Annotated in this window: 19 protein-coding genes and 1 tRNA gene; 11 read left to right on the forward strand and 9 right to left on the reverse strand. The window is 69.2% G+C overall.

What is annotated here, in order from left to right:
• Positions 1-210: 210 nt before the first annotated feature.
• Together KW83_RS05265 and KW83_RS05270 are read right to left on the reverse strand one after the other, a co-directional pair.
• Complete coding sequence (locus KW83_RS05265) at positions 211-648, reverse strand: YqaA family protein (protein WP_036175644.1); 438 nt, start codon at positions 646-648, stop codon at positions 211-213.
• 12 nt (positions 649-660) lie between these two features.
• Positions 661-1,224, reverse strand: a complete 564-nt coding sequence (locus KW83_RS05270) for a LabA-like NYN domain-containing protein (RefSeq protein ID WP_036175646.1) — start codon at positions 1,222-1,224, stop codon at positions 661-663.
• Between the two features lie 120 nt (positions 1,225-1,344).
• On the opposite strand from KW83_RS05270, the gene folK reads away from it, so the two are divergent.
• From folK to KW83_RS05295, 5 genes are all read left to right on the forward strand, one after another.
• The gene (gene folK, locus KW83_RS05275) at positions 1,345-1,905 is read left to right on the forward strand and encodes a 2-amino-4-hydroxy-6-hydroxymethyldihydropteridine diphosphokinase (RefSeq protein ID WP_036175648.1); all 561 of its coding nucleotides are present in this window, start codon (positions 1,345-1,347) and stop codon (positions 1,903-1,905) included.
• A gap of 111 nt (positions 1,906-2,016) precedes the next feature.
• On the forward strand, positions 2,017-2,370 hold the full coding sequence (gene rpoZ / locus KW83_RS05280; RefSeq protein ID WP_036175650.1) for a DNA-directed RNA polymerase subunit omega: 354 nt from the start codon (positions 2,017-2,019) through the stop codon (positions 2,368-2,370).
• Positions 2,371-2,395: 25 nt separating this feature from the next.
• Positions 2,396-4,537 (forward strand): RelA/SpoT family protein, encoded by a 2,142-nt coding sequence (locus KW83_RS05285; RefSeq protein ID WP_036175652.1) that lies wholly within the window; start codon positions 2,396-2,398, stop codon positions 4,535-4,537.
• 6 nt (positions 4,538-4,543) lie between these two features.
• Entirely contained in the window at positions 4,544-5,194 is a 651-nt protein-coding gene (locus KW83_RS05290) for a DUF2062 domain-containing protein (RefSeq protein WP_036175653.1), read from the forward strand.
• The gene (locus KW83_RS05295; protein WP_036175655.1) at positions 5,191-5,934 is read left to right on the forward strand and encodes a pyridoxine 5'-phosphate synthase; all 744 of its coding nucleotides are present in this window, start codon (positions 5,191-5,193) and stop codon (positions 5,932-5,934) included. Before KW83_RS05290 ends, KW83_RS05295 begins: the two co-directional genes overlap by 4 nt.
• 22 nt (positions 5,935-5,956) lie before the next feature.
• Here KW83_RS05295 and KW83_RS05300 read toward each other — a convergent pair whose 3' ends face one another.
• Entirely contained in the window at positions 5,957-8,488 is a 2,532-nt protein-coding gene (locus KW83_RS05300) for an ABC transporter permease (RefSeq protein WP_036175658.1), read from the reverse strand.
• Between the two features lie 67 nt (positions 8,489-8,555).
• Complete coding sequence (locus KW83_RS05305; RefSeq protein ID WP_036175661.1) at positions 8,556-9,251, reverse strand: ABC transporter ATP-binding protein; 696 nt, start codon at positions 9,249-9,251, stop codon at positions 8,556-8,558.
• Here KW83_RS05305 and KW83_RS05310 point away from each other — a divergent pair.
• On the forward strand, positions 9,250-9,924 hold the full coding sequence (locus KW83_RS05310) for an arylesterase (protein ID WP_051928282.1): 675 nt from the start codon (positions 9,250-9,252) through the stop codon (positions 9,922-9,924). The two genes, KW83_RS05305 and KW83_RS05310, sit on opposite strands and share 2 nt — an antisense overlap.
• On the opposite strand, the gene KW83_RS05315 is transcribed toward KW83_RS05310, so the two are convergent.
• Positions 9,921-10,160, reverse strand: a complete 240-nt coding sequence (locus tag KW83_RS05315; RefSeq protein WP_036175665.1) for a hypothetical protein — start codon at positions 10,158-10,160, stop codon at positions 9,921-9,923. The genes KW83_RS05310 and KW83_RS05315 overlap by 4 nt on opposite strands.
• Positions 10,161-10,271: 111 nt before the next feature.
• Between KW83_RS05315 and KW83_RS05320 the strand changes: the two genes are divergently transcribed.
• The gene (locus tag KW83_RS05320) at positions 10,272-11,000 is read left to right on the forward strand and encodes a M48 family metallopeptidase (protein WP_036175668.1); all 729 of its coding nucleotides are present in this window, start codon (positions 10,272-10,274) and stop codon (positions 10,998-11,000) included.
• 236 nt (positions 11,001-11,236) lie between these two features.
• On the opposite strand, the gene rimO is transcribed toward KW83_RS05320, so the two are convergent.
• Positions 11,237-12,673, reverse strand: a complete 1,437-nt coding sequence (gene rimO / locus KW83_RS05325) for a 30S ribosomal protein S12 methylthiotransferase RimO (protein WP_036175671.1) — start codon at positions 12,671-12,673, stop codon at positions 11,237-11,239.
• A gap of 357 nt (positions 12,674-13,030) precedes the next feature.
• Here rimO and KW83_RS05330 point away from each other — a divergent pair, with 357 nt between their 5' ends.
• Positions 13,031-13,519 carry a lytic transglycosylase domain-containing protein gene (locus tag KW83_RS05330; RefSeq protein WP_235191363.1) on the forward strand — a complete coding sequence of 163 codons (489 nt, stop codon included), beginning with the start codon at positions 13,031-13,033 and terminating at the stop codon, positions 13,517-13,519.
• Between the two features lie 118 nt (positions 13,520-13,637).
• On the forward strand, positions 13,638-14,783 hold the full coding sequence (locus tag KW83_RS05335; protein WP_051928283.1) for a mechanosensitive ion channel family protein: 1,146 nt from the start codon (positions 13,638-13,640) through the stop codon (positions 14,781-14,783).
• A gap of 179 nt (positions 14,784-14,962) precedes the next feature.
• Here the strand turns inward: KW83_RS05335 and KW83_RS05340 are convergent.
• Positions 14,963-15,039, reverse strand: a tRNA-Met gene (locus tag KW83_RS05340).
• Positions 15,040-15,215: 176 nt separating this feature from the next.
• On the opposite strand from KW83_RS05340, the gene KW83_RS19025 reads away from it, so the two are divergent.
• Together KW83_RS19025 and KW83_RS05350 are read left to right on the forward strand one after the other, a co-directional pair.
• Positions 15,216-15,773, forward strand: coding sequence for a DUF3306 domain-containing protein (locus tag KW83_RS19025; RefSeq protein ID WP_051928285.1), 558 nt, complete (start codon positions 15,216-15,218; stop codon positions 15,771-15,773).
• Complete coding sequence (locus KW83_RS05350) at positions 15,770-16,372, forward strand: TorD/DmsD family molecular chaperone (protein WP_036175674.1); 603 nt, start codon at positions 15,770-15,772, stop codon at positions 16,370-16,372. The genes KW83_RS19025 and KW83_RS05350 overlap by 4 nt, the downstream gene beginning before the upstream one ends.
• Positions 16,373-16,381: 9 nt before the next feature.
• Here the strand turns inward: KW83_RS05350 and KW83_RS05355 are convergent, their stop codons facing one another.
• Both KW83_RS05355 and KW83_RS05360 read right to left on the reverse strand, forming a co-directional pair.
• A complete protein-coding gene (locus KW83_RS05355) occupies positions 16,382-17,059 on the reverse strand; it encodes an endonuclease/exonuclease/phosphatase family protein (RefSeq protein ID WP_036175677.1) in 678 nt (225 codons plus the stop codon).
• Positions 17,056-18,450 carry a phospholipase D-like domain-containing protein gene (locus KW83_RS05360; RefSeq protein ID WP_036175680.1) on the reverse strand — a complete coding sequence of 465 codons (1,395 nt, stop codon included), beginning with the start codon at positions 18,448-18,450 and terminating at the stop codon, positions 17,056-17,058. Before KW83_RS05360 ends, KW83_RS05355 begins: the two co-directional genes overlap by 4 nt.
• Between the last annotated feature and the right edge of the window lie 118 nt (positions 18,451-18,568).

The raw sequence follows: 18,568 nt of genomic DNA on the forward strand, positions 1-18,568 counted from the left end.
CGGCATGCGGCGCGGCCGGCACGCCGGATCGGAGCTTCACCTTTCACGGCCATCGGCTTCCCAGCCTGTACCGCCCCCCTACGATGACGCACGAAGCCTAACGGATGGTGAACGTCATTCATCTTTCCGCAAATATCCCGGGGGAGCCCGAAGGGCGGGGGCAGCGCCCCCCCTGTACCCGTTCGGGCCGCGCGGCGCGGTCACGATGCCCTATCCGGTCAGACCTGCGGTGGCCGCGGCCAGGACGGCGTAGCGGCCGGTCTTGGCGACGCTTACCAGCGTCAGGAACAGCCAGAACGGCGTTCGAAGCACTCCGGCGATCACGGTGATGCCGTCGCCGAACGGTGCCCAGCTCAGCAGCAGGCTCCACACCCCCCAGCGCCGGTACCAGTCTTGTGCGCGGTCCAGTTGCGCATCCGTCGCGGGAAACCAGCGCTTGCCGCGGAATCGCTCGAGGCCGAGGCCCATCGCGTAGTTCACGACCGATCCCAGGACGTTGCCGACCGACGCCACCAGCAGCAGCGCCCAGACCGGAAGCGTGCCGCGCAGCTGGAGACCGGCGAAGACGATCTCGGACTGGAAGGGCAGGATCGTCGCGGCGCCGAAAGCCGCGACGAAGAGCCCGGCGAGCGATCCGGCCAGTTCCAAGGCCCGTCCCGTTCAGGCGCTGGCAGAGCGGGCGGCTTGCTGCTCTTCGCGCGGCGGACGGCCGATGACCTCACGCAGCTCGGCGAGTTCGATGAAGTTGTCGGCCTGGCGGCGCAGCTCGTCCGCGATCATCGGCGGCTGCGAGCGGATGGTCGACACCACCGATATCCGGACGCCGGCGCGCTGCAGCGCCTCGACCAGGGGGCGGAAGTCGCCGTCGCCGGAGAACAGCACCGCATGGTCGATCCGCGGCGCAAGCTCCATGGCATCGACCGTCAGTTCGATGTCCATGTTGCCCTTCACTTTCCGGCGACCGCTGGCGTCGGTGTATTCCTTGGCCGGCTTCGTCACCAGGGTGAAGCCGTTGTAGTGCAGCCAGTCCACCAAGGGCCGGATCGGGGAATATTCTTCGCTCTCCAGAAGCGCGGTGTAATAGAAGGCCCGCAGAAGTTTGCCGCGCCGCATGAATTCCTGGCGCAAAAGTTTGTAGTCGATATCGAATCCCAAGGCCTTCGCGGCCGCGTAGAGATTCGCTCCGTCGATGAACAGAGCCAATCGCTCGTCCCGGTAAAACATCATGTTTCCTTTTCGCGCGCGGACCGAGGAAATGCTCGTTTCTCCGCGCATAGATGATGGCGTCCGTCGGCCTTATATAAGTGGCGCGGGACGCTCAACATATCCCTACGGACTAGAAACATGACATCCATGCTTGTCGCGCTTGGCGCCAATATTCCGGGTCCGGCAGGGCCGCCGGCCGACACGATCGCCGCGGCGATCCAGGCCATTGGAAACAGGGGCGTTTCCGTTCACAGCATGGCCCGCCTCTATGTCAGCGACGCGGTTCCGGCCGGGTCCGGTCCGGCATTCGTGAACACATGTGTCGCGGTCGAGAACGCGGCGTCGCCGCGATCCTTTCTGGACATGCTGCACGGGATCGAGGCGGAACTGGGCCGCCGCCGCATCCGCCGCTGGGCGCCGCGCACACTGGATCTCGACCTGATTGCCGCCGGGGATCTGGTGCTGCCGGACCCGCCGACGCAGACACGCTGGCGGATGCTGTCCCCGGACGCGCAGGCGCGGGACGCGCCGGACGGACCCGTCCTGCCGCACCCCCGGATGCAGGACCGCGCCTTCGTTCTGAAGCCGCTTGCCGACATCGCGCCGGACTGGCGCCACCCGCTGCTGGGCCTGAGCGTCGCCGACATGCTGTCGGCCCTGCCGCAGGCCGACCGCGATGCCGTGCGGCCCATGGCCTGAGGCGGCAGGCACCGTCCTTTCGCCTTGTCAATCCCCATCGGTTCGCCTATCTCGGCAGTCTCATTCCCCGGGGCCGCCGACCGGCCCGACCGTATCTGCTGGAGGCATCCAATGGCCCGCGTGACCGTCGAAGACTGTGTTGACAAGGTTCCGAACCGGTTCGAACTGGTGATGCTGGCCGCGCATCGCGCGCGGGAGATCACTGCCGGCTCTGCTCCGACGGTGGACCGCGACAACGACAAGAACCCGGTGGTGAGCCTGCGCGAGATCGCGGACGAGACCCAGCAGGCCGACCAACTGCGCGAGCGGATGATCGAGAGCAACCAGACCCAGATCGAGGTCGACGAGCCTGAGGAGGACGCCATGGCGCTCCTGATGGGGGTCGAGCAGGACAAGCCGGCCGAGGACGACATGTCCGAGGAAAAGCTTCTGCGCGCGCTGATGGAAGCCCAGAAGCAACAGTGACCCGGAGCGCAGAGGCGCTTGTTGAATGGATGACGGCGCGATCTGGACGGGAGATGCGGAACGGCTTGCCGCCCGCGTTCGCGCCTACAACCCGAAGTCCGACGCCGACCTGATCCGCCGCGCCTATGTCTACGGCGCCCAGATGCATGAGGGCCAGTACCGCCATTCAGGCGAGCCCTACATCACTCATCCCGTCGCCGTGGCCATGGTCCTGGCCGAGCAGCAGCTGGACGACGCCACCATCGTCACCGCGCTGCTCCACGACACGATCGAGGACACGCGATCGACCTACGGCGAGATCTCGAACACGTTCGGGCATGAGATCGCGGACCTGGTCGACGGGGTCACCAAGCTCACCAAGCTGCAGCTGAGCTCGACCGAGACCAAGCAGGCCGAGAATTTCCGCAAGCTCTTCATGGCGATGAGCCGCGACATGCGGGTGATCCTGGTCAAGCTGGCCGACCGGCTGCACAACATGCGCACGATTAAGTCCATGCGCCCCGACAAGCAGGAGCAGAAGGCGCGCGAAACCATGGACATCTACGCGCCGCTGGCCGGGCGCATGGGGATGCAGTGGATGCGCGAAGAGCTGGAGGACCTGGCCTTCGGCGTGCTCAATCCGGAAGGGCGGCAGTCGATCATCCGCCGCTTCGTGACCTTGCAGCGCGAGACCGGCGATGTCGTGGACAAGATCACCGCAGACATCCGCATCGAACTCGACCGCGCCGGGATCGCCGGAGAGGTGCAGGGGCGGGCCAAGAAGCCGTTCTCGATCTGGCGCAAGATGGAAGAGAAGAAGATCGGCTTCTCGCGGCTCAGCGACATCTACGGGTTCCGGGTGATCGTCGATACGGAGGAGGCGTGCTACCGGGTGCTGGGGGCGATCCACCAGCGCTGGCGGGCCGTGCCGGGCCGGTTCAAGGATTACATCAGCCAGCCGAAGTCGAACGGATACCGGTCGATCCACACCACCGTCTCGGGGCGCGACGGCAAGCGGGTGGAGGTCCAGATCCGCACCCGCGCCATGCACGAGGTGGCCGAGACCGGCGTGGCCGCGCATTGGTCCTACCGCGACGGGCAGCGGGTCGAGAACCCGTTCGCCGTCGATCCCAAGGGCTGGATCAGCGATCTGACAGAGCAGTTCGACGCGGCCGCGGACCACGACGAGTTCCTGGAGGCGGTGAAGCTGGAGATGTACACCGACCAGGTGTTCTGCTTCACCCCGAAGGGAGAGGTGGTGAAGCTGCCCAAGGGCGCCACGCCGCTGGATTTCGCCTATGCCATCCATACCCGTATCGGGGACCGGGCGGTGGGCGCCAAGGTGGATGCGATCCGGGTGCCGCTGTGGCATCGCCTGAGGAACGGCCAGTCCGTGGAGATCCTGACCGCCGAGGGCCAGAGCCCCCAGGCCAGTTGGCTTGACCTGGCGGTAACGGGGCGGGCGAAGTCGGCGATCCGCAAGACCCTGCGGGAGGCCGACCGGGACCGCTTCATCCGGCTGGGCACAGAGCTTCTCCGCGTGGCGTTCGACCAGATCGACAAGCGCGTGACGCAAAAGGTGCTGACCACCGCCGCGCGCGCTCTGGGACTGTCTTCGCCGGACGATTTGCTGGCTCAGCTCGGCTCGGCCGAGATCGAGACCCGGCGCGTGATCGAGGCGCTGTATCCGGGCCTGTCGGTCGACAACCGCGATGAGATCGACGCAGCCGCCGCCATCGTCGGGCTGGACCCGGAAGCCGCGTTCCGCCGCGCGCGCTGCTGCCAGCCGTTGCCCGGAGAGCGGATCGTCGGCATCACCTATCGCGGTGAAGGGGTTCTGGTCCATGCCATCGACTGCGAGACCCTGATCGACTACGAGAACGAGCCGGAGCGCTGGATCGACCTGGCCTGGCACGCCGGCAACCACCCCCCCGTCCACGACACGACCTTCGATCTGACGATCGCCAACGACGCCGGCGTGCTGGGGCGGATCTGCACGCTGATCGGTGCCCAGAAGGCCAACATCTCCGACCTGAACTTTCTGGAGCGGCGGCAGGACTTCTTTCGCGTGAAGATCGACGTAGAGGTGAAGAGCGTCGAGCACATGCACGCCGTGCGCATGGCGCTGGACGCCGAGCCCGACGTGGCCACGATAGAACGGGTGCGCGATCCCGGCCGCCTGCTCTGAACCGGAATGTTCAAGCGCCGCGATCCCAGGACCATCCTTGCCCGCACGGGCCGTCTGCTCTGGCCCCGCGGCGGTTGGTTCAGGGCGCTCACCTACGTGGCCCACCGGGTGCGCCGGCTGCCCGATCCCGCCTACAAGATCAGCCGCGGCATCGCGGCAGGCGTGTTCACCTGCTTCACCCCGTTCTTCGGCCTCCATTTCCTGATTTCTGCCGGACTGGCCTGGATCATGGGCGGCAATGTCCTGGCGGCCCTTCTGGCGACGTTCTTCGGCAATCCGCTGACCTTCCCGATCATCGCCGGTCTCTCCGTGGAACTGGGCAACCGGATGCTTGGCCGTGAGACCTACGTGCCGCTCTGGCAGGTGTTCGACGCCTTCAGCCGCGTGTCGATCGAACTGTGGCTGAACCTCAAGGCGGTGTTCACCTCTCGCACCGTGCAATGGATCCACATGGAGAGCTTTCTCGACAACGTGTTCCTGCCCTACCTTGTCGGCGGGCTGATTCCCGGGATCATCGCGGGCATCGCGGCCTATATGATCTCTCGGCCCGTCATCGGGGCCTACCAGAAAACCCGGACCGCCCGTCTGAAGGCGCGCGTCGCCAGGCGGCGCGAGCAGATAGAGGAGCGCATGGCCGAAAAGGGGGGCGACCCATGAACGACAGGCTGAGGCTTGGGGTGAACATCGACCACGTGGCGACGGTCCGCAACGCGCGCGGCGGCGACCTGCCCGATCCGGTGCGCGCGGCCCGGCTGGCAGAAGAGGCGGGTGCGGACGGGATCACCGCCCATCTGCGCGAGGACCGCCGCCACATCTCGGACGCCGATATCGAGGCGCTGATGGACGCCCTGTCGCTGCCGCTGAACCTGGAGATGGCGGCCACCGACGAGATGAAGGCCATCGCGCTGCGCCACCGGCCCCACGCGGTGTGCATCGTCCCCGAGCGGCGCGAGGAGCGAACCACCGAAGGCGGGCTGGAGGTCGCGCGCGACGAGAACCGCCTGGCGCATTTCATCGGGCCGCTGGCGGAGGCGGGCAGCCGGGTGTCGATCTTCATCGCCGCCGACCGTCCGCAGATCGAGGCCGCGGCGCGGATCGGCGCGGCGGTGGTGGAACTGCACACCGGAGCCTATTGCGATGCCCATGCCGACGGCCGGATCGCCGATCGCGACGCCGAGCTGGCGCGGCTGACCGACATGGCGGCGCTCGCTCAGGATCTGGGGCTGGAGGTCCATGCCGGCCATGGGCTGACCTACGACACGGTGCCGCCCGTCGCGGCACTGCCGCAGGTGCGCGAGCTCAATATCGGGCATTTCCTGATCGGCGAGGCGATCTTTCGCGGCCTGGCCCCGGCGATCGCGGAGATGCGCCGGGTGATGGACGCCGCGCGGACGTAAGGTCCCGTGTGCGCGGCGGGCTTCAGTCCTGCGCGCGGAGGATCCGGGCGGGACGCGCGCCCAGCGGCGCCCAGGCAAAGGCCAACCCGGCCGCCAGCGTGACCAGCACGCCGCCCGCCACGATAACCAGGGCGGAGAGCGGCGCGAAACGGAACTCGGTCTCCATGATATAGACCGAAACGCCCCAGCCGGCCGCCGCACCCGCCGCGGCGGCCACCAGACCGGCCGCCAGACCCAGGATCGCCCAGCGAAGCGCGAAGCTGGCAAGGATCGTGGCGCGGGCGGCGCCGACGGTCTTGAGCACCGCGGCCTCATAGGTGCGCGCCCGCGTTCCCGCGGCCGCGGCCCCGATCAGAACCACGGCGCCGGTGACCAGCGTGGCCCCCGCGCCGTAGGTGACCGCCGCCGCGACCCCGGCCAGGATATCGGCCACCCGGTCGATTGCGTCGCGGACGCGGATGGCGGTGATGTTGGGATAGGCGTCGGCCACCTCCCGCAGGATCCGCGCCTCGGCCCCCGGTTCGGCATAGACGGTGGCGATCCAGGTGTGCGGCGCGCCGTTCAGCGCCGCCGGGTTCATGGCCATGACGAAGCCGATTCCGGCATTCGAGAAATCGACCTCGCGGAACGAGGCGATCTCTGCCTCGATGTCGCGGCCCAGGATATTGACGGTCAGCCGGTCGCCCAGCGACAGGCCCAGCTCCGCGCCCTCCTCTGCGGCGAAGCTGATGAGGTTCGGGCCGGTATAGTCGGGCGGCCACCATTCGCCCGCGATGATGTCGGTGCCCGGCGGCGGCGTCCGGGAGTAGGTCACGCCGCGGTCGCCGCGCAGAACCCAGTGGTCGCCGGCCACTTCCGTCGCGTCCCGGCCGTTGATCCGGGTGATGATGCCGCGCAGCATCGGCGCGGCCTCTACCTCCGTGACTGCATCGTCGGCGGCAAGGATGTCCTTGAAGCCGTCGATCTGGCCGGGCTGGATGTCGACCATGAAATAGGACGGCGCGCGCTCTGGCAGATCACGCTCGATGGCGGCGCGGAGGTTGGCGTCGATCTGTCCCACCGCGGCCAGGACCGTGAGCCCGAGTCCCAGCGACAGCACCACGGCCACGGCCTCTCCTCCCGGACCGCCCACGGCCCCCAGCGCGGTCCTGAGTGCCGTGCGGCCGCGAAGCGCTGGACGGCGGGCGGCGGCGCGGGCCAGCCGCCGCGTCAGGACCGCCGTGCCCAGAAGTGCCGCAAAGGCGGCGATCAGCCCGCCCGCAGTGTAGAACGTCAGGGCGGGGATCCCCGAAAGCCACGCCGCGCTGCCGGTCAGCAGGACCAGAAGCGCGCCGGTGGCCACGATATAACCGCGCCGGGGCAGTCCCGCAGGCAGCCCGCCCGCATCGCGAAAAAGGGCCGCGGCGCGGATGTCCTGCGCCTTGGCCAGCGGCCAGAGCGTGAAGAGGGCCGCGGCGAGGGTTCCGTAGAGCGCGGCTTCGGCCAGCGGCCCGGGATAGACGGAGATCGCCGCGGGCACGGGCAGCCGCGTGGTCAGCAGCGGTTCCGCCAGCAGCGGCAGCGCCGCGCCGAGGGCCAGTCCAAGGAGCGTCGCCAGCGCCGTGATCGCGCCGATCTGCAGGGCGAAGGCGGTGAAAAGCGTGCGGGACTCGGCGCCCAGCGTCTTGAGCGTGGCGACGGTGGCGGTCTTTTCCACCATATGCGCGCGCACCGCAGAGGCGACCCCGATGCCGCCCACCGTCAGCCCGGCCAGGCCGACGAGCACCAGGAACGCCGACAGGCGTTCGACGAACATCTGGATGCCCGGCGCGCCGTTGCGACGGTCCCGCCAGCGATAGCCGCCATCGGGCAGGGCGGCGGACAGCCGCGCCTCTGCCGCGTCGAGGTCGGTGCCGGGCGGCATGCGGATGCCGTATTCGGTCTCGTAGAGCGTTCCTGGTGCGATCAGCCCGGTGCCGTCCAGGTCGTCGGTGAAGAGCAGCGTGCGGGGGCCGAGGGCGAAGCCGCCGCCGGCGTCGTCGGGTTCCGAGACGATCCGGGCGGCAAGGCGAAAGGTTTTTTCGCCCAGCCGGAAGGTGTCGCCGGTATCCAGGCCCAGCCGGTCGGCCAGAACCGGGTCCATGGCGGCCCCCGGCGGATCCCCCGCCAGCGTGTCGGCCAAGGCGCCGGGCGGATCGAGGGTGAGCGTGCCGTAGAGCGGATAGGCGGCATCCACGCCCTTGACCTCTGTCAGGGCCCGCTCCGTGTCCCCGTCGCGGGGGACGGTGACCATCGACCGAAAGGAAATCTTCTCTGACACATCGCCCAGGGCGTCCAGCGCGGCACGTTCGGCGGGGTCGGCGAAGCGGTAGGTGAACTCCGCGCTTGCGTCTCCGCCCAGCAGGGTGGCGCCCTCACGCGACAATCCTTCGGTGATCGCCGCGCGGACCGACCCCACGGCGGCGATGGCGGCGATGCCCAGCGTCAGGCAGGCCAGGAACACGCGAAACCCGCGCAGGCCCTGGCGAAAGCCGCTGCGCAGCTCTCTTCGCGCGATGCGAAGGGCGGGGGTCATGGGCGCACGGGCAGGGCGGCCGGCCCCTCTGTCCCCCGGCGATGCCGCATGGCGGGCGGCGGGCAGGTCATTCGGCGGCCTCCGCCCTGCGGGTCAGGCGACCGTCCTCCAGCCGGATCGTGCGCGAGCAGCGGGCGGCCAGGTCCGGCGCATGGGTCACCAGGACCAGCGTGGCGCCGGAGCGGGCGTTGAGGCCGAAGAGCAGGTCCATGATCGCCTGTCCGGTCGTGCCGTCGAGATTGCCGGTGGGCTCATCGGCCAGCAGGATGTCGGGCCGGGGTGCCGCGGCGCGGGCCAGGGCCACGCGCTGCTGCTCGCCGCCCGAAAGCTCGGACGGGTAATGGTCCATCCGCGCGCCCAGGCCCATGGCGGACAGTTCCGCGGCGGCGCGGTCGAAGGCGTCGGCATGCCCGGCCAGTTCCAGCGGCGTGGCGACGTTCTCCAGCGCGGTCATGGTGGGGATTAGGTGGAAGGACTGGAACACCACCCCCATATGAGAGCGGCGAAACCGGGCGAGCGCATCCTCCGACAGGGCCGTGAGGTCATGCCCGAGGGCGGTCACGGTGCCGCCGGTGGCGCGCTCCAGCCCGCCCATGACCATGAGGAGAGACGACTTGCCCGACCCCGAAGGTCCCACCAGCCCCAGCGTCTCGCCGCGCGCGACGTCGAGAGTCACGCCGCGCAGGATCTCGACCGGACCGGCGTTGCCGTCCAGCGTGAGGCGCGCGTCCGAAAGGCTCAGGACGGTGTCGGCATCGGCCATGGCGGGCTCCCTGTTCCGCAGGGCATATGGGGCCGTGCGCGCGGGCCTCAAGCCGGTCGCGGCGATGTGTCTGCTGGCAGGACCGGCGGCGGCAGAGGTCACGGTGGCCGCTTTGGGGGATTCGCTGACCCAGGGCTACGGGCTGCCGCAGGAAGACGGGTTCGTGCCGCAATTGCAGGCCTGGCTGGATGCGCGGGGCGCGGAGGCGACCGTGGTGAACGCGGGCGTGTCGGGCGACACCACGGCGGGCGGCCTCAGCCGGGTGGACTGGACGCTGACGCCGGACGTGGATGCGATGATCGTGGCGCTGGGCGGCAACGATCTGCTGCGCGGCATCGATCCGGCCAACAGCCGCGCCAATCTGGACGGCATCCTGTCGGCCGCCGACGCCAGGGGCGTGGCGGTGCTGCTGGTGGGCATGGAGGCGCCAGGGAACTACGGGGCCGACTACAAGGCGGCGTTCGATGGAATGTACGGCGATCTGGGCCGCAAATGGGACGTCCCGGTGGCGGGGTCCTTCCTGGGTGCGCTGGCCGGTATCGCGGACCGGCAGGGCGCGATGCGCGACTACATGCAGCAGGACGGGATCCATCCCAATGCGGATGGCGTGGCCCTCATCGTCGAGGCGCTGGGTCCCGCGGTGCTGGATCTGGTCGAGCGCGCGGGCGGCTAGGGGGCGCCGCGGCGGATCTTGTAGGCGCCTTCCGGCAGATCCAGGGCGGCGGCCAGGTCCGACAGCTGCACCGGCGACAGGGTGATCGTCACCACCCGATCGGTCTGCGGATCCAGTTGTTCGAGCGTCACGCAATCCTCGAAGGCGTTCACGGTGACGTCCTCCTGCCGGTGGCTGGCGGGCTCATCCACCAGGGTGATGACGGTGGCGTCGAATTCGTGCTCGATGGTGAACATGGGGACTCTCGGGGTCTGGGCGCGCTGGGGTTAGCGTAACCCGCTGGCCTGCGCGATGCACCCGGGTATTGTGGGGATCGAAACCGTTCGAGGCCCGTTCCGGAGACCCCCATGCGCGCGATTGTCGTCAGTCTTTTCCTTCTCGTGGTGACCGCTTGCGGTCCGCAGGTCATCATCGGGGTGCCGGCCCCCGTGGCGCCGGGCCCCGCCGGCGCCGGGCCGCGCGCCCCGGTCCCGGTCCCGGCCCGCGGCCCCAGCCGGGCGGCGCAGGATTTCGTGCAGGTTGTGGACGACGTGATGCCCGTGGCGCGCGCGCTTTGCCGAAGCCGCACCCGGGGCGTGCGCTGCGACTATGCGGTGGTGGTGGACGACCGTCCGGGCCTGCCGCCCAACGCCTTTCAGACCCTGTCGCCACAGGGCCAGCCGGTGGTGGGATTCACCCTGCCGCTGATCCTGCTGGCGCGAAATATCGACGAGTTGGCCTTTATCCTCAGCCACGAGGCCGCGCATCACATCGAAGGTCACATCGCCCGCGGCCAGCAATCCGCGGCGGTCGGCGCGACGCTGGCGGCTGCGCTTGCCACCGCGGGCGGCGGCGACCCGGTGGCGATAGAGCGGGCGCGCAACTTCGGGGCCTTCTACGGCGCCCGGCGCTACGCCAAGGGGTTCGAACTGGAGGCGGACGCCCTGGGCGCGGTCATCGCCCGCCGGGCGGGGTACGATCCCGTGCGCGGGGTCATGTTCTTTCAGGACGCGCCGGATCCAGGCAACCAGTTCCTGGGCACCCACCCGCCCAATGCCGACCGCATCGCCACCGTGCGCCGGGTCGTCGGGCGCTAGGCCGCGTCCGGACGCCCGGCCCGGCCGGGGGCCTGTCAGTCGCCCGCCGGTTCGGACGGGCGGGCGGTGCATGGGCGCTGTCCGCCGATCCATTCCGAAAGCCCGGCCGAGTGTCAGGCCGGGTCGTCATTTTGGACGGCCCTTTGGGATTGTCGGCCGAGAGGCGTTGGCGCCGGGCACTCGACCGCAGCGGGCTTGGGCCGCCGGCCAGTCCGGACCGCCCTCAAAGGGCGATGCTACCCGTCCAGCGTCCCCCACAGATCGTAGGCCCCGGCCTCGTCGACGGTGACGCTGACGATCTGGCCCGGCGACAATCCCTTATGCCCGGCGTCGATGTAGAGATGGCCGTCGATCTCGGGCGCGTCGCCCATGGTGCGGCAGGTGGCGGCGTCCTCTTCGACCAGATCGACGATGGCCTGGAGGCGCGTGCCGACCTTGGCGGCCAGCTTCGCCTCCGAAATGGCCTGGGCCTTTTCCATGAACCGCTCCCAGCGGTCCTGTTTGACCTGCGGCGCCACGTGATCGGGCAGGGCGTTCGACCGCGCGCCGGCGACGTTCTCATACTGAAAGCAGCCCACACGGTCGAGCTGCGCCTCGTCCAGCCAGTCGAGCAGGGTCTGGAATTCGGTTTCCGTCTCACCCGGATAGCCGACGATGAAGGTCGAGCGCAGGGTCAGGCCGGGGCAGGACGCGCGCCAGGCCGCGATCTCGTCCAGGGTACGGGCGGCGGCGGCGGGGCGGGCCATGCGCTTGAGCAAGTCCGGGTGGGCATGCTGGAACGGAATGTCGAGATAGGGAAGCAGGCCCGACGCCGGATCGGCCATCAGCGGCACCAGTTCGCGCACATGGGGGTAGGGATACACATAGTGGAGCCGCACCCAGGCGCCCAGCGTGCCGAGATCCCGCGCGAGGTCGATAATCGGCGCCTTGGCCGCGCGGTCGCGCTGGTCCGTGCCATAGGCAGAGGTATCCTGAGAAATCACCAGGAGTTCGCGGACCCCGGCCTCGACCAGCCTCTCGGCCTCGCGCATCACCGCGAGGTGGGGACGCGATTCCAGCCGTCCGCGCATGTCGGGAATGATGCAGAAGCGGCATGTGTGATTACAGCCCTCCGACACCTTCAGGTAACTGTAGTGCCGGGGCGTCAGGCTGACCCCGCTGGCCGGCAGCAGATCCACGAACGGGTCGGGGCTGGGCGGCACGGCCGCATGCACCGCGTCGAGCACCCGTTCGTATTGGTGCGGACCGGTCACGGCCAGCACCCGGGGGTGCGCGCCGGTGATGTAGTCGGGCTCCGCTCCCAGGCAGCCGGTGACGATGACGCGCCCGTTCTCGCGCAGGGCCTCTCCGATCGCCTCCAGGCTCTCGGCCTTGGCGGAGTCGAGAAAACCGCAGGTGTTCACGATGACCGCGTCCGCGCCGGTGTAGTCGGAGGAGATCGCGTAGCCCTCGGCGCGCAGGCGGGTCAGGATGCGCTCGCTGTCCACCAGCGCCTTGGGGCAGCCAAGCGACACCATGCCGATGGTGGGCCGGCCGTCGCGCCTGGGCCGCGCAGCGTCCGATGGCAGGGCCGGACCGGTGGTGTCGAGGTCGCGCGCAAGCCGGGCGTTCGCGTCCTGCGGAACGCGGGCATTCGCCATATCCGGGCGGAGGTTCGGGGGGTTCTGGGCCATGTGCCGCCTCTAGCGTATTGCCCCGGTCACGGAAAGGGCGTCGACGCAGCGCCATTTACAGCGCGGGGCGGGCGCCAGAACCGTGCCCGAGAGGACCTGTTAGCGGCGCGTGCCCGCCTCCAGCCGCGCCCGTGCGACGAGAGCGGAGAGGCCACCAGCTTGTCCCGCGCAAAGTTCGCCGCCGCCCGGGCCACCGGCGCGGCGGCGAACCGCGTGACCGTCAGCCGGGGACGGTCCCCCCGCCCACCGCCACCCGGCATGCAGACCCTCCATCGCCGGATCCGGACCGGGCGGCCCTGCGCGCATGGGCGTCGTGAGGGCTTGCATCGGGTGGCCATCGCGGCAAGTGTCGGTTCCGTGATCCGCGCCATTGTCCTGTTGTCTCTGTCCCTTGCCGCCTGCGCGCCCCGCCCAGGTGTCGAAGTGGCGCGTGCGCCGGCCGCTGCCGCCGGCCTCTACCCGAACGAGACCCCGCGCCTTCGGAGCCTGATCCGGCGGTACGCGCAACTCCACGGCGTGCCGGAGAGCCTTGTCCATCGGGTCATCCAGCGCGAGAGCGGCTACCGCCCCGCCGCCCGCAACGGTCCCTACTACGGGCTGATGCAGATCCTGCCCCAGACCGCACGGACCATGGGCCATGACGGCCCGCCCAGCGCGCTGCTGGAGGCCGAGACAAACCTTGCCTATGCGGTGAAATATCTGCGCGGTGCCTGGATGATATCGGGAGGCGACGAGTCCGAGGCCGTAGGCTGGTACGCGCGCGGCTACTATTACGAGGCCAAGCGCCAGTGTCTTCTGGTCGAAACCGGCCTTAATTCGCGGGAGACCGCGGCCAGCTGCCGCTGATCCAGCCCCGCCGGGAAACCGGGCATTCTGCCCGCAATCCGGTCGCCGGCACCAGGCTGACGTCCAGGGCCGCGCCGCGACCTTTCCGATTTCCGTCGGCGCGCCTAAGTCTGCGGCCATGACATTTGCCGATCTCATCGATACACAGGCCGCGCAGATCCTTCTGCTGGGCGCGATCCTCGTGGCGGTCTTCTTGATTCACAAGATCGCGTGGCGCTTCCTCGGCCGCTGGTTCGACGCGCGCCGGGGCGTGTTCTGGCGCATCGCCGGGCAGTTGCGCCGTCCGTTGCGCATGGCGCTGCTGGTGCTGGCGCTGGCCCTGTCGATGCCGTTGCTGACCCTGCCTCTGGGGTGGGAGACCGTGCTGGAGCGCGTCGCCCGCGCCGCGCTGGTCGTGGCCGGCGGCTGGGTGGCGCTGGTCACCGTGTCGGTCCTGACCGAGCGCGCGATTTCGCGTGTCTCGTTGGATGAGGAGGACTATGGCTCTCGCAGCCACGCCACACAGTTGCGGGTGCTGCAGAAGGTGGCGCAGATCCTGATCGTGCTCCTGACGGCCGCGGTGGTGCTCTGGTCCTTCGAAAGCGTGCGCTCCGTCGGCGTGTCGCTCTTCGCTTCCGCGGGGGCGGCAGGGCTGGTGCTGGGCTTCGCCGCGCGGCCGGTGCTGGCCAATCTGATCGCCGGGATACAGATCGCGCTGACCCAGCCGATCCGCCTGAACGATGTGGTCATCGTCGAGGGGGAGTGGGGCTGGATCGAGGAAATCCGCGCCACCTACGTCATCGTTCGCATCTGGGACCTGCGCCGTCTGGTCGTGCCGCTGAGCTATTTCATCGAAAAGCCGTTCCAGAACTGGACCCGGGACAGCTCGACCATCATCGGCCAGGTCATCTGGTATCTGGACTGGACCGCGCCCGTGGGGGCGATGCGAGAGAGGCTGGCCGAGATCCTGGCGGCGAGCGATCTCTGGGACGGCAATACCTGCGTGCTGCAGGTGGTCGAGACCACGGCGGACGCGATCCAGCTCCGTGCGCTGATGAGCGCGCGCAACGCGCCGCGCGCCTGGGATCTGCGCTGCGAGGTGCGCGAGAAGATGATCGCATGGCTGCAGGAACATCACCCGAGCGCGCTGCCGCGCCTGCGCGCGGAAATGGCGCATGGCGCGTCGGACTATCCCGGCGGGGTGACGCAGCTGGAGTCCGAGACGGACACGCCGGGAATCGCCGATATTTCCGACCCGTCCCCCCGCCGCCATGATGAGGACTGAGCGCGGCGGGAGCAGCGGTTCCGGGACGGGGCCATCGGTTTCCGGGGTCCGATCCCGCCGCGTTCGCCCGGATTGCACGGCATACGTCCCTGCACCTCACCGTGGAAAACAGCCAGGCGAGTGCGCGCATCGACGGGCGGTCGTTCCCGGAGCAGGGCGGAGCCGTGGGGAGCTGGATGTGGTAGCGTGGGGCGGACTTGAACCGCCGACCCCAGCATTATGAGTGCTGTGCTCTAACCAGCTGAGCTACCACGCCACATCCGCGCCCGCAGGTATCCCCGGCGGAATCGGCTGTCAAGGACCGCGCGGCGCGCGCCGCGGATTTGGCACCTCCGGCCGGACCGGCATAAGCGTACGGTATGCGATCGAAAGGGGTTCCTTTCGCCGCAGCGCTCCCACAATATGGATGTTCCCTTTCGAAGGCCGCCGCCCATGCCCGCTCCGCCCGATTTCTGGTCCCGCCGCCGCCGTGCCGTCGCCGAGGACGCCGCGCGACAGGACGAGGCGCTCGCGGCAGCCGAGACTGCCCGCGCGCAAGATGCGTTTGCCGCCAAGGACGATGCGGAGCTTCTCGACCTTCTGGGGCTGCCGGAACCGGAGAGCCTGACACCGGCGGATGCCGCGGCGTTCATGGCGCGCACGATCCCCGTCCGGCTGCGGCGCCGCGCGATGCGCGCGCTGTTCCACCGCTTTCCGGAGCTTTCCGTGCCAGACGGACTGCTGGACTACGATGACGACTATACCGATGCCGGGCTTGCGGACCGTCCCGAGCCGAGGGTCTGGAACGCGGTGCAGCGTATCGCGCGATCCATCCCCGAGCCGCAGCCGGAGGGGGCCCCGGCGCAGACCGCGCATGATCCGGCCGCCGGGGCGGGTATCTCGCCGCCGGACGTTTCGCCGGCCGCAGGGACCGATGCCGATGCCGATGCCGACGGGCCGGAACCGCCGCCGCGCCGCATGGTGTTCCGCTTCGAGGACACGGACCGATGACGCTTCCCGACCCGCCCGACATCGCGCCGGAGGATCGCGCCCGCGCGGAGGTCTATTCCTACCTGTCGCTGATGCTCGCCGCGCCGCCCGATGCGGCGCTTCTGGCGCGGACCGCCGCCCTGACCGGAGACGACGAGACCGCGCTGGGACGGGCCATCGCGCGGATCTCCGCGGATGCCGCCCGGATCGACGTGGTCCAGGCGGAGCGCGAGTTCAACAAGCTCTTCATCGGGATGGCGCACGGAGAATTGCTGCCCTACGCCAGCCATTACATCACCGGTTTTCTCAACGACAAGCCGCTGGCCAACCTGCGCGGCGACATGGCCCGGCTGGCGATCTCCCGCGCACCCAACGTGTTCGAGCCGGAAGACAACATCGCGTCGGTCCTGGAGATGATGGCCGGGCAGATCATGGGCCGGTACGGCGCCATCGCTCCCGTTGCCGCGCAGCAGAGGTTCTTCGATGCGCATCTTCGGCCCTGGGCCGGGAATTTCTTCGACGATCTGGCGGAGTCGCCGACCGCGCGGCTCTACGCGGGCGTCGGCGTGCTGGGGCGCGATTTCATGGCGATCGAGCGCGAGGCGTTCGATCTGCTCTGAGCCCCGCGTTCATGCGCGGCCGATGTCGGCCCAGACGGGCAGGTGGTCGGACGCCCTGAGTGCCGAGGCATCGTGGAACACACCGGCCCGTTCGCAGCGCCAGTGCGATCCCAATGCGATCCGGTCGAGGCAGGCGACCGGACGCGCCGCGTGAAAGCTGGGGCCGGGGCAAAGCAGATCGAACCGGTCGAGAGGGGCGAAGCCGGCAACCCGCGACCATTCGTTCATGTCGCCTGCGATCACCGCACGTTCGTGCCGTGCCCCGATCTCTGCCACGATCCGCTGAAGCTGCTTCTGCCGGCTGCGGCGAGCCAGGCCCAGATGGGTCGCGCAGAACAGCAGCGGGCCGAGCGCCGTGTCGATCTCCGCCATCAGGGCGCCGCGCGGCTCCAGCCCCGGCAGATGGATGCCGTGGGCGACGCGTGCGGCAAGGCCGTTCCGCACCAGGATGGCGTTGCCGTGCACCCCGATGCTGGGTCCGTTGTCGACGGAGAGGGCGGTCATCCCGGCGGCGGAAAGCGCCTCCGGCGGCATCGCGCTGGGCCGGGAGCCGAGGCGCTTGTCGGCCTCCTGCAGGGCCAGGATATCCGCGTCCAGCCGCGCGATCGCACGGGCCACGCGCAGCGGATCGCGCCGCCAGTCGAGTCCCACCGCCTTGCGGATGTTGTACGAGGCGATTCGGATCATAGCTGCGGTGCCATCAACCGCGAGACGCGTGCCAGAACCCGGCGCAGCGCGGGCTGGTCGGACAGGGACTTTTCCAGCCGGTAGGCGTTCTCCATGTCGCGGGCCAGCATCGTCTCGACCGCCCGGGCGGCCCGTTGGCTTTCGATCAGCACCGTCAGCTCGAAATTCAGCAGACCGGAGCGGATGTCCAGATTGACCGACCCGACGGACACCAGGTCGTCGTCGATCAGCGCCACCTTCTGGTGCAGGAAGGCCGGGGTGTAGCGGTGGATCCTGCCGCCCGCCTGCCGCAATTCGTCGAAATAGGAGTACGCGGCCCAGTACGGCAGCCACTGATCGGGCGTGTCGGGCACCAGGATGCGCAGATCCACCCCGCGCAGCGCGGCAAGCTGCAGCGCGCCCATCACATCGGTGTCGGGCACGAAATAGGGGGTCGCGATCCACAGACGCTTTTGTGCGCGCTGGGCGAGGGCGACGAAATAGAGATTGCCGCTGTCGAGCCGATCGGTCGGCCCGATGGGCAGGGCGACGGCGCGCATGTCGCCGGAAGGCGGGGCCGGGCGCAGCATCCCGCGGATGTCCTCATCGATGGCCCAGGCCCAGTCGGCGGCGAAACTGCGCTCGAGCTGGTCCACCACCGGGCCGTTGACCTCGCAGAACGTGTCCCGCCAGGGCCCCAGGCCGGACTGCCCCAGATAGGCGCGGGTGCAGTTCAGCCCGCCTGTGAAACCGCGCGTGCCGTCCACCACCACCAGCTTTCGGTGGTTGCGGTAGTTCCACTGGAACGGTCCCAGGGCGCGGGTCGGCCCCTTGGGGCGGGCATGGCGGACGCCGGCCTGAGAGGCGTGACGCCAGTAGCGCCGGGGCAGGCCGATCAGCGGAAGTTCGTCGTGGAGAAGATAGACCTTCACCCCCGCCCGCGCCCGCGCGCACAGAATATCGCGCAAGCGTCGGCCCACATGGTCGTCGGCGATGGTGTAGTATTGCACCAGAACGTAGTGCTCGGCCGCTTCGATGGCCGCGAAAACGGCGTCGAAGGTCTGTTTCCCGTCGATCAGGAGGCGCATGTCGCAGCCTTCGCATACCGGGTTCGAGGACAGTCGCGAAAACACCGAAAGCCTGTCGTCGGGGGCCGCCGGTGCATGGGGGTCGATCCCGTCCTCACCGATGCGGGCATCGGATTCGCGGCGCCTCTGCGCGAACTTGGCGTAGTTGGCATAGCCGAAGACCGCATAGGCCGGCACGCCCACGTACGGATAGGCAAGGATCAGCACGATCCACCCGACCGCGCCCTGCGGTGTATGCGCGGTCCTGATCGCAAGATAGGCGGCGCCGACGGCCGGGATGGTAAAGATCGCCCGCGCGATCAGGTCTTCGATCTGGAAGAACATCGGTCCTCTTGGGATAATGCTGCGGCGGCATCCTAGCGCGGGTCGGCGCGGAGATGCCATCCGTGCTTGAAACATGCGCGCCGGCGCCGTATCTGCGGCCTGTCCGCTCCGGAGTTTC

The sequence above is a fragment of the Palleronia rufa genome, assembly GCF_000743715.1.
Classification (GTDB): Bacteria; Pseudomonadota; Alphaproteobacteria; order Rhodobacterales; family Rhodobacteraceae; genus Palleronia; species Palleronia rufa.

What these genes read in the sequence shown, in the direction of transcription:
- KW83_RS05270 (WP_036175646.1), bottom strand. Translation starts at nt 1,224, where the DNA reads ATGTTTTACCGGGACGAGCGATTGGCTCTGTTCATCGACGGAGCGAAT.
- folK (WP_036175648.1), top strand. Translation starts at nt 1,345, where the DNA reads ATGACATCCATGCTTGTCGCGCTTGGCGCCAATATTCCGGGTCCGGCA.
- rpoZ (WP_036175650.1), top strand. Translation starts at nt 2,017, where the DNA reads ATGGCCCGCGTGACCGTCGAAGACTGTGTTGACAAGGTTCCGAACCGG.
- KW83_RS05285 (WP_036175652.1), top strand. Translation starts at nt 2,396, where the DNA reads ATGGATGACGGCGCGATCTGGACGGGAGATGCGGAACGGCTTGCCGCC.
- KW83_RS05290 (WP_036175653.1), top strand. Translation starts at nt 4,544, where the DNA reads ATGTTCAAGCGCCGCGATCCCAGGACCATCCTTGCCCGCACGGGCCGT.
- KW83_RS05295 (WP_036175655.1), top strand. Translation starts at nt 5,191, where the DNA reads ATGAACGACAGGCTGAGGCTTGGGGTGAACATCGACCACGTGGCGACG.
- KW83_RS05300 (WP_036175658.1), bottom strand. Translation starts at nt 8,488, where the DNA reads ATGACCCCCGCCCTTCGCATCGCGCGAAGAGAGCTGCGCAGCGGCTTT.
- KW83_RS05310 (WP_051928282.1), top strand. Translation starts at nt 9,250, where the DNA reads ATGGCGGGCTCCCTGTTCCGCAGGGCATATGGGGCCGTGCGCGCGGGC.
- KW83_RS05305 (WP_036175661.1), bottom strand. Translation starts at nt 9,251, where the DNA reads ATGGCCGATGCCGACACCGTCCTGAGCCTTTCGGACGCGCGCCTCACG.
- KW83_RS05315 (WP_036175665.1), bottom strand. Translation starts at nt 10,160, where the DNA reads ATGTTCACCATCGAGCACGAATTCGACGCCACCGTCATCACCCTGGTG.
- KW83_RS05320 (WP_036175668.1), top strand. Translation starts at nt 10,272, where the DNA reads ATGCGCGCGATTGTCGTCAGTCTTTTCCTTCTCGTGGTGACCGCTTGC.
- rimO (WP_036175671.1), bottom strand. Translation starts at nt 12,673, where the DNA reads ATGGCCCAGAACCCCCCGAACCTCCGCCCGGATATGGCGAATGCCCGC.
- KW83_RS05335 (WP_051928283.1), top strand. Translation starts at nt 13,638, where the DNA reads ATGACATTTGCCGATCTCATCGATACACAGGCCGCGCAGATCCTTCTG.
- KW83_RS19025 (WP_051928285.1), top strand. Translation starts at nt 15,216, where the DNA reads ATGCCCGCTCCGCCCGATTTCTGGTCCCGCCGCCGCCGTGCCGTCGCC.
- KW83_RS05350 (WP_036175674.1), top strand. Translation starts at nt 15,770, where the DNA reads ATGACGCTTCCCGACCCGCCCGACATCGCGCCGGAGGATCGCGCCCGC.
- KW83_RS05355 (WP_036175677.1), bottom strand. Translation starts at nt 17,059, where the DNA reads ATGATCCGAATCGCCTCGTACAACATCCGCAAGGCGGTGGGACTCGAC.
- KW83_RS05360 (WP_036175680.1), bottom strand. Translation starts at nt 18,450, where the DNA reads ATGTTCTTCCAGATCGAAGACCTGATCGCGCGGGCGATCTTTACCATC.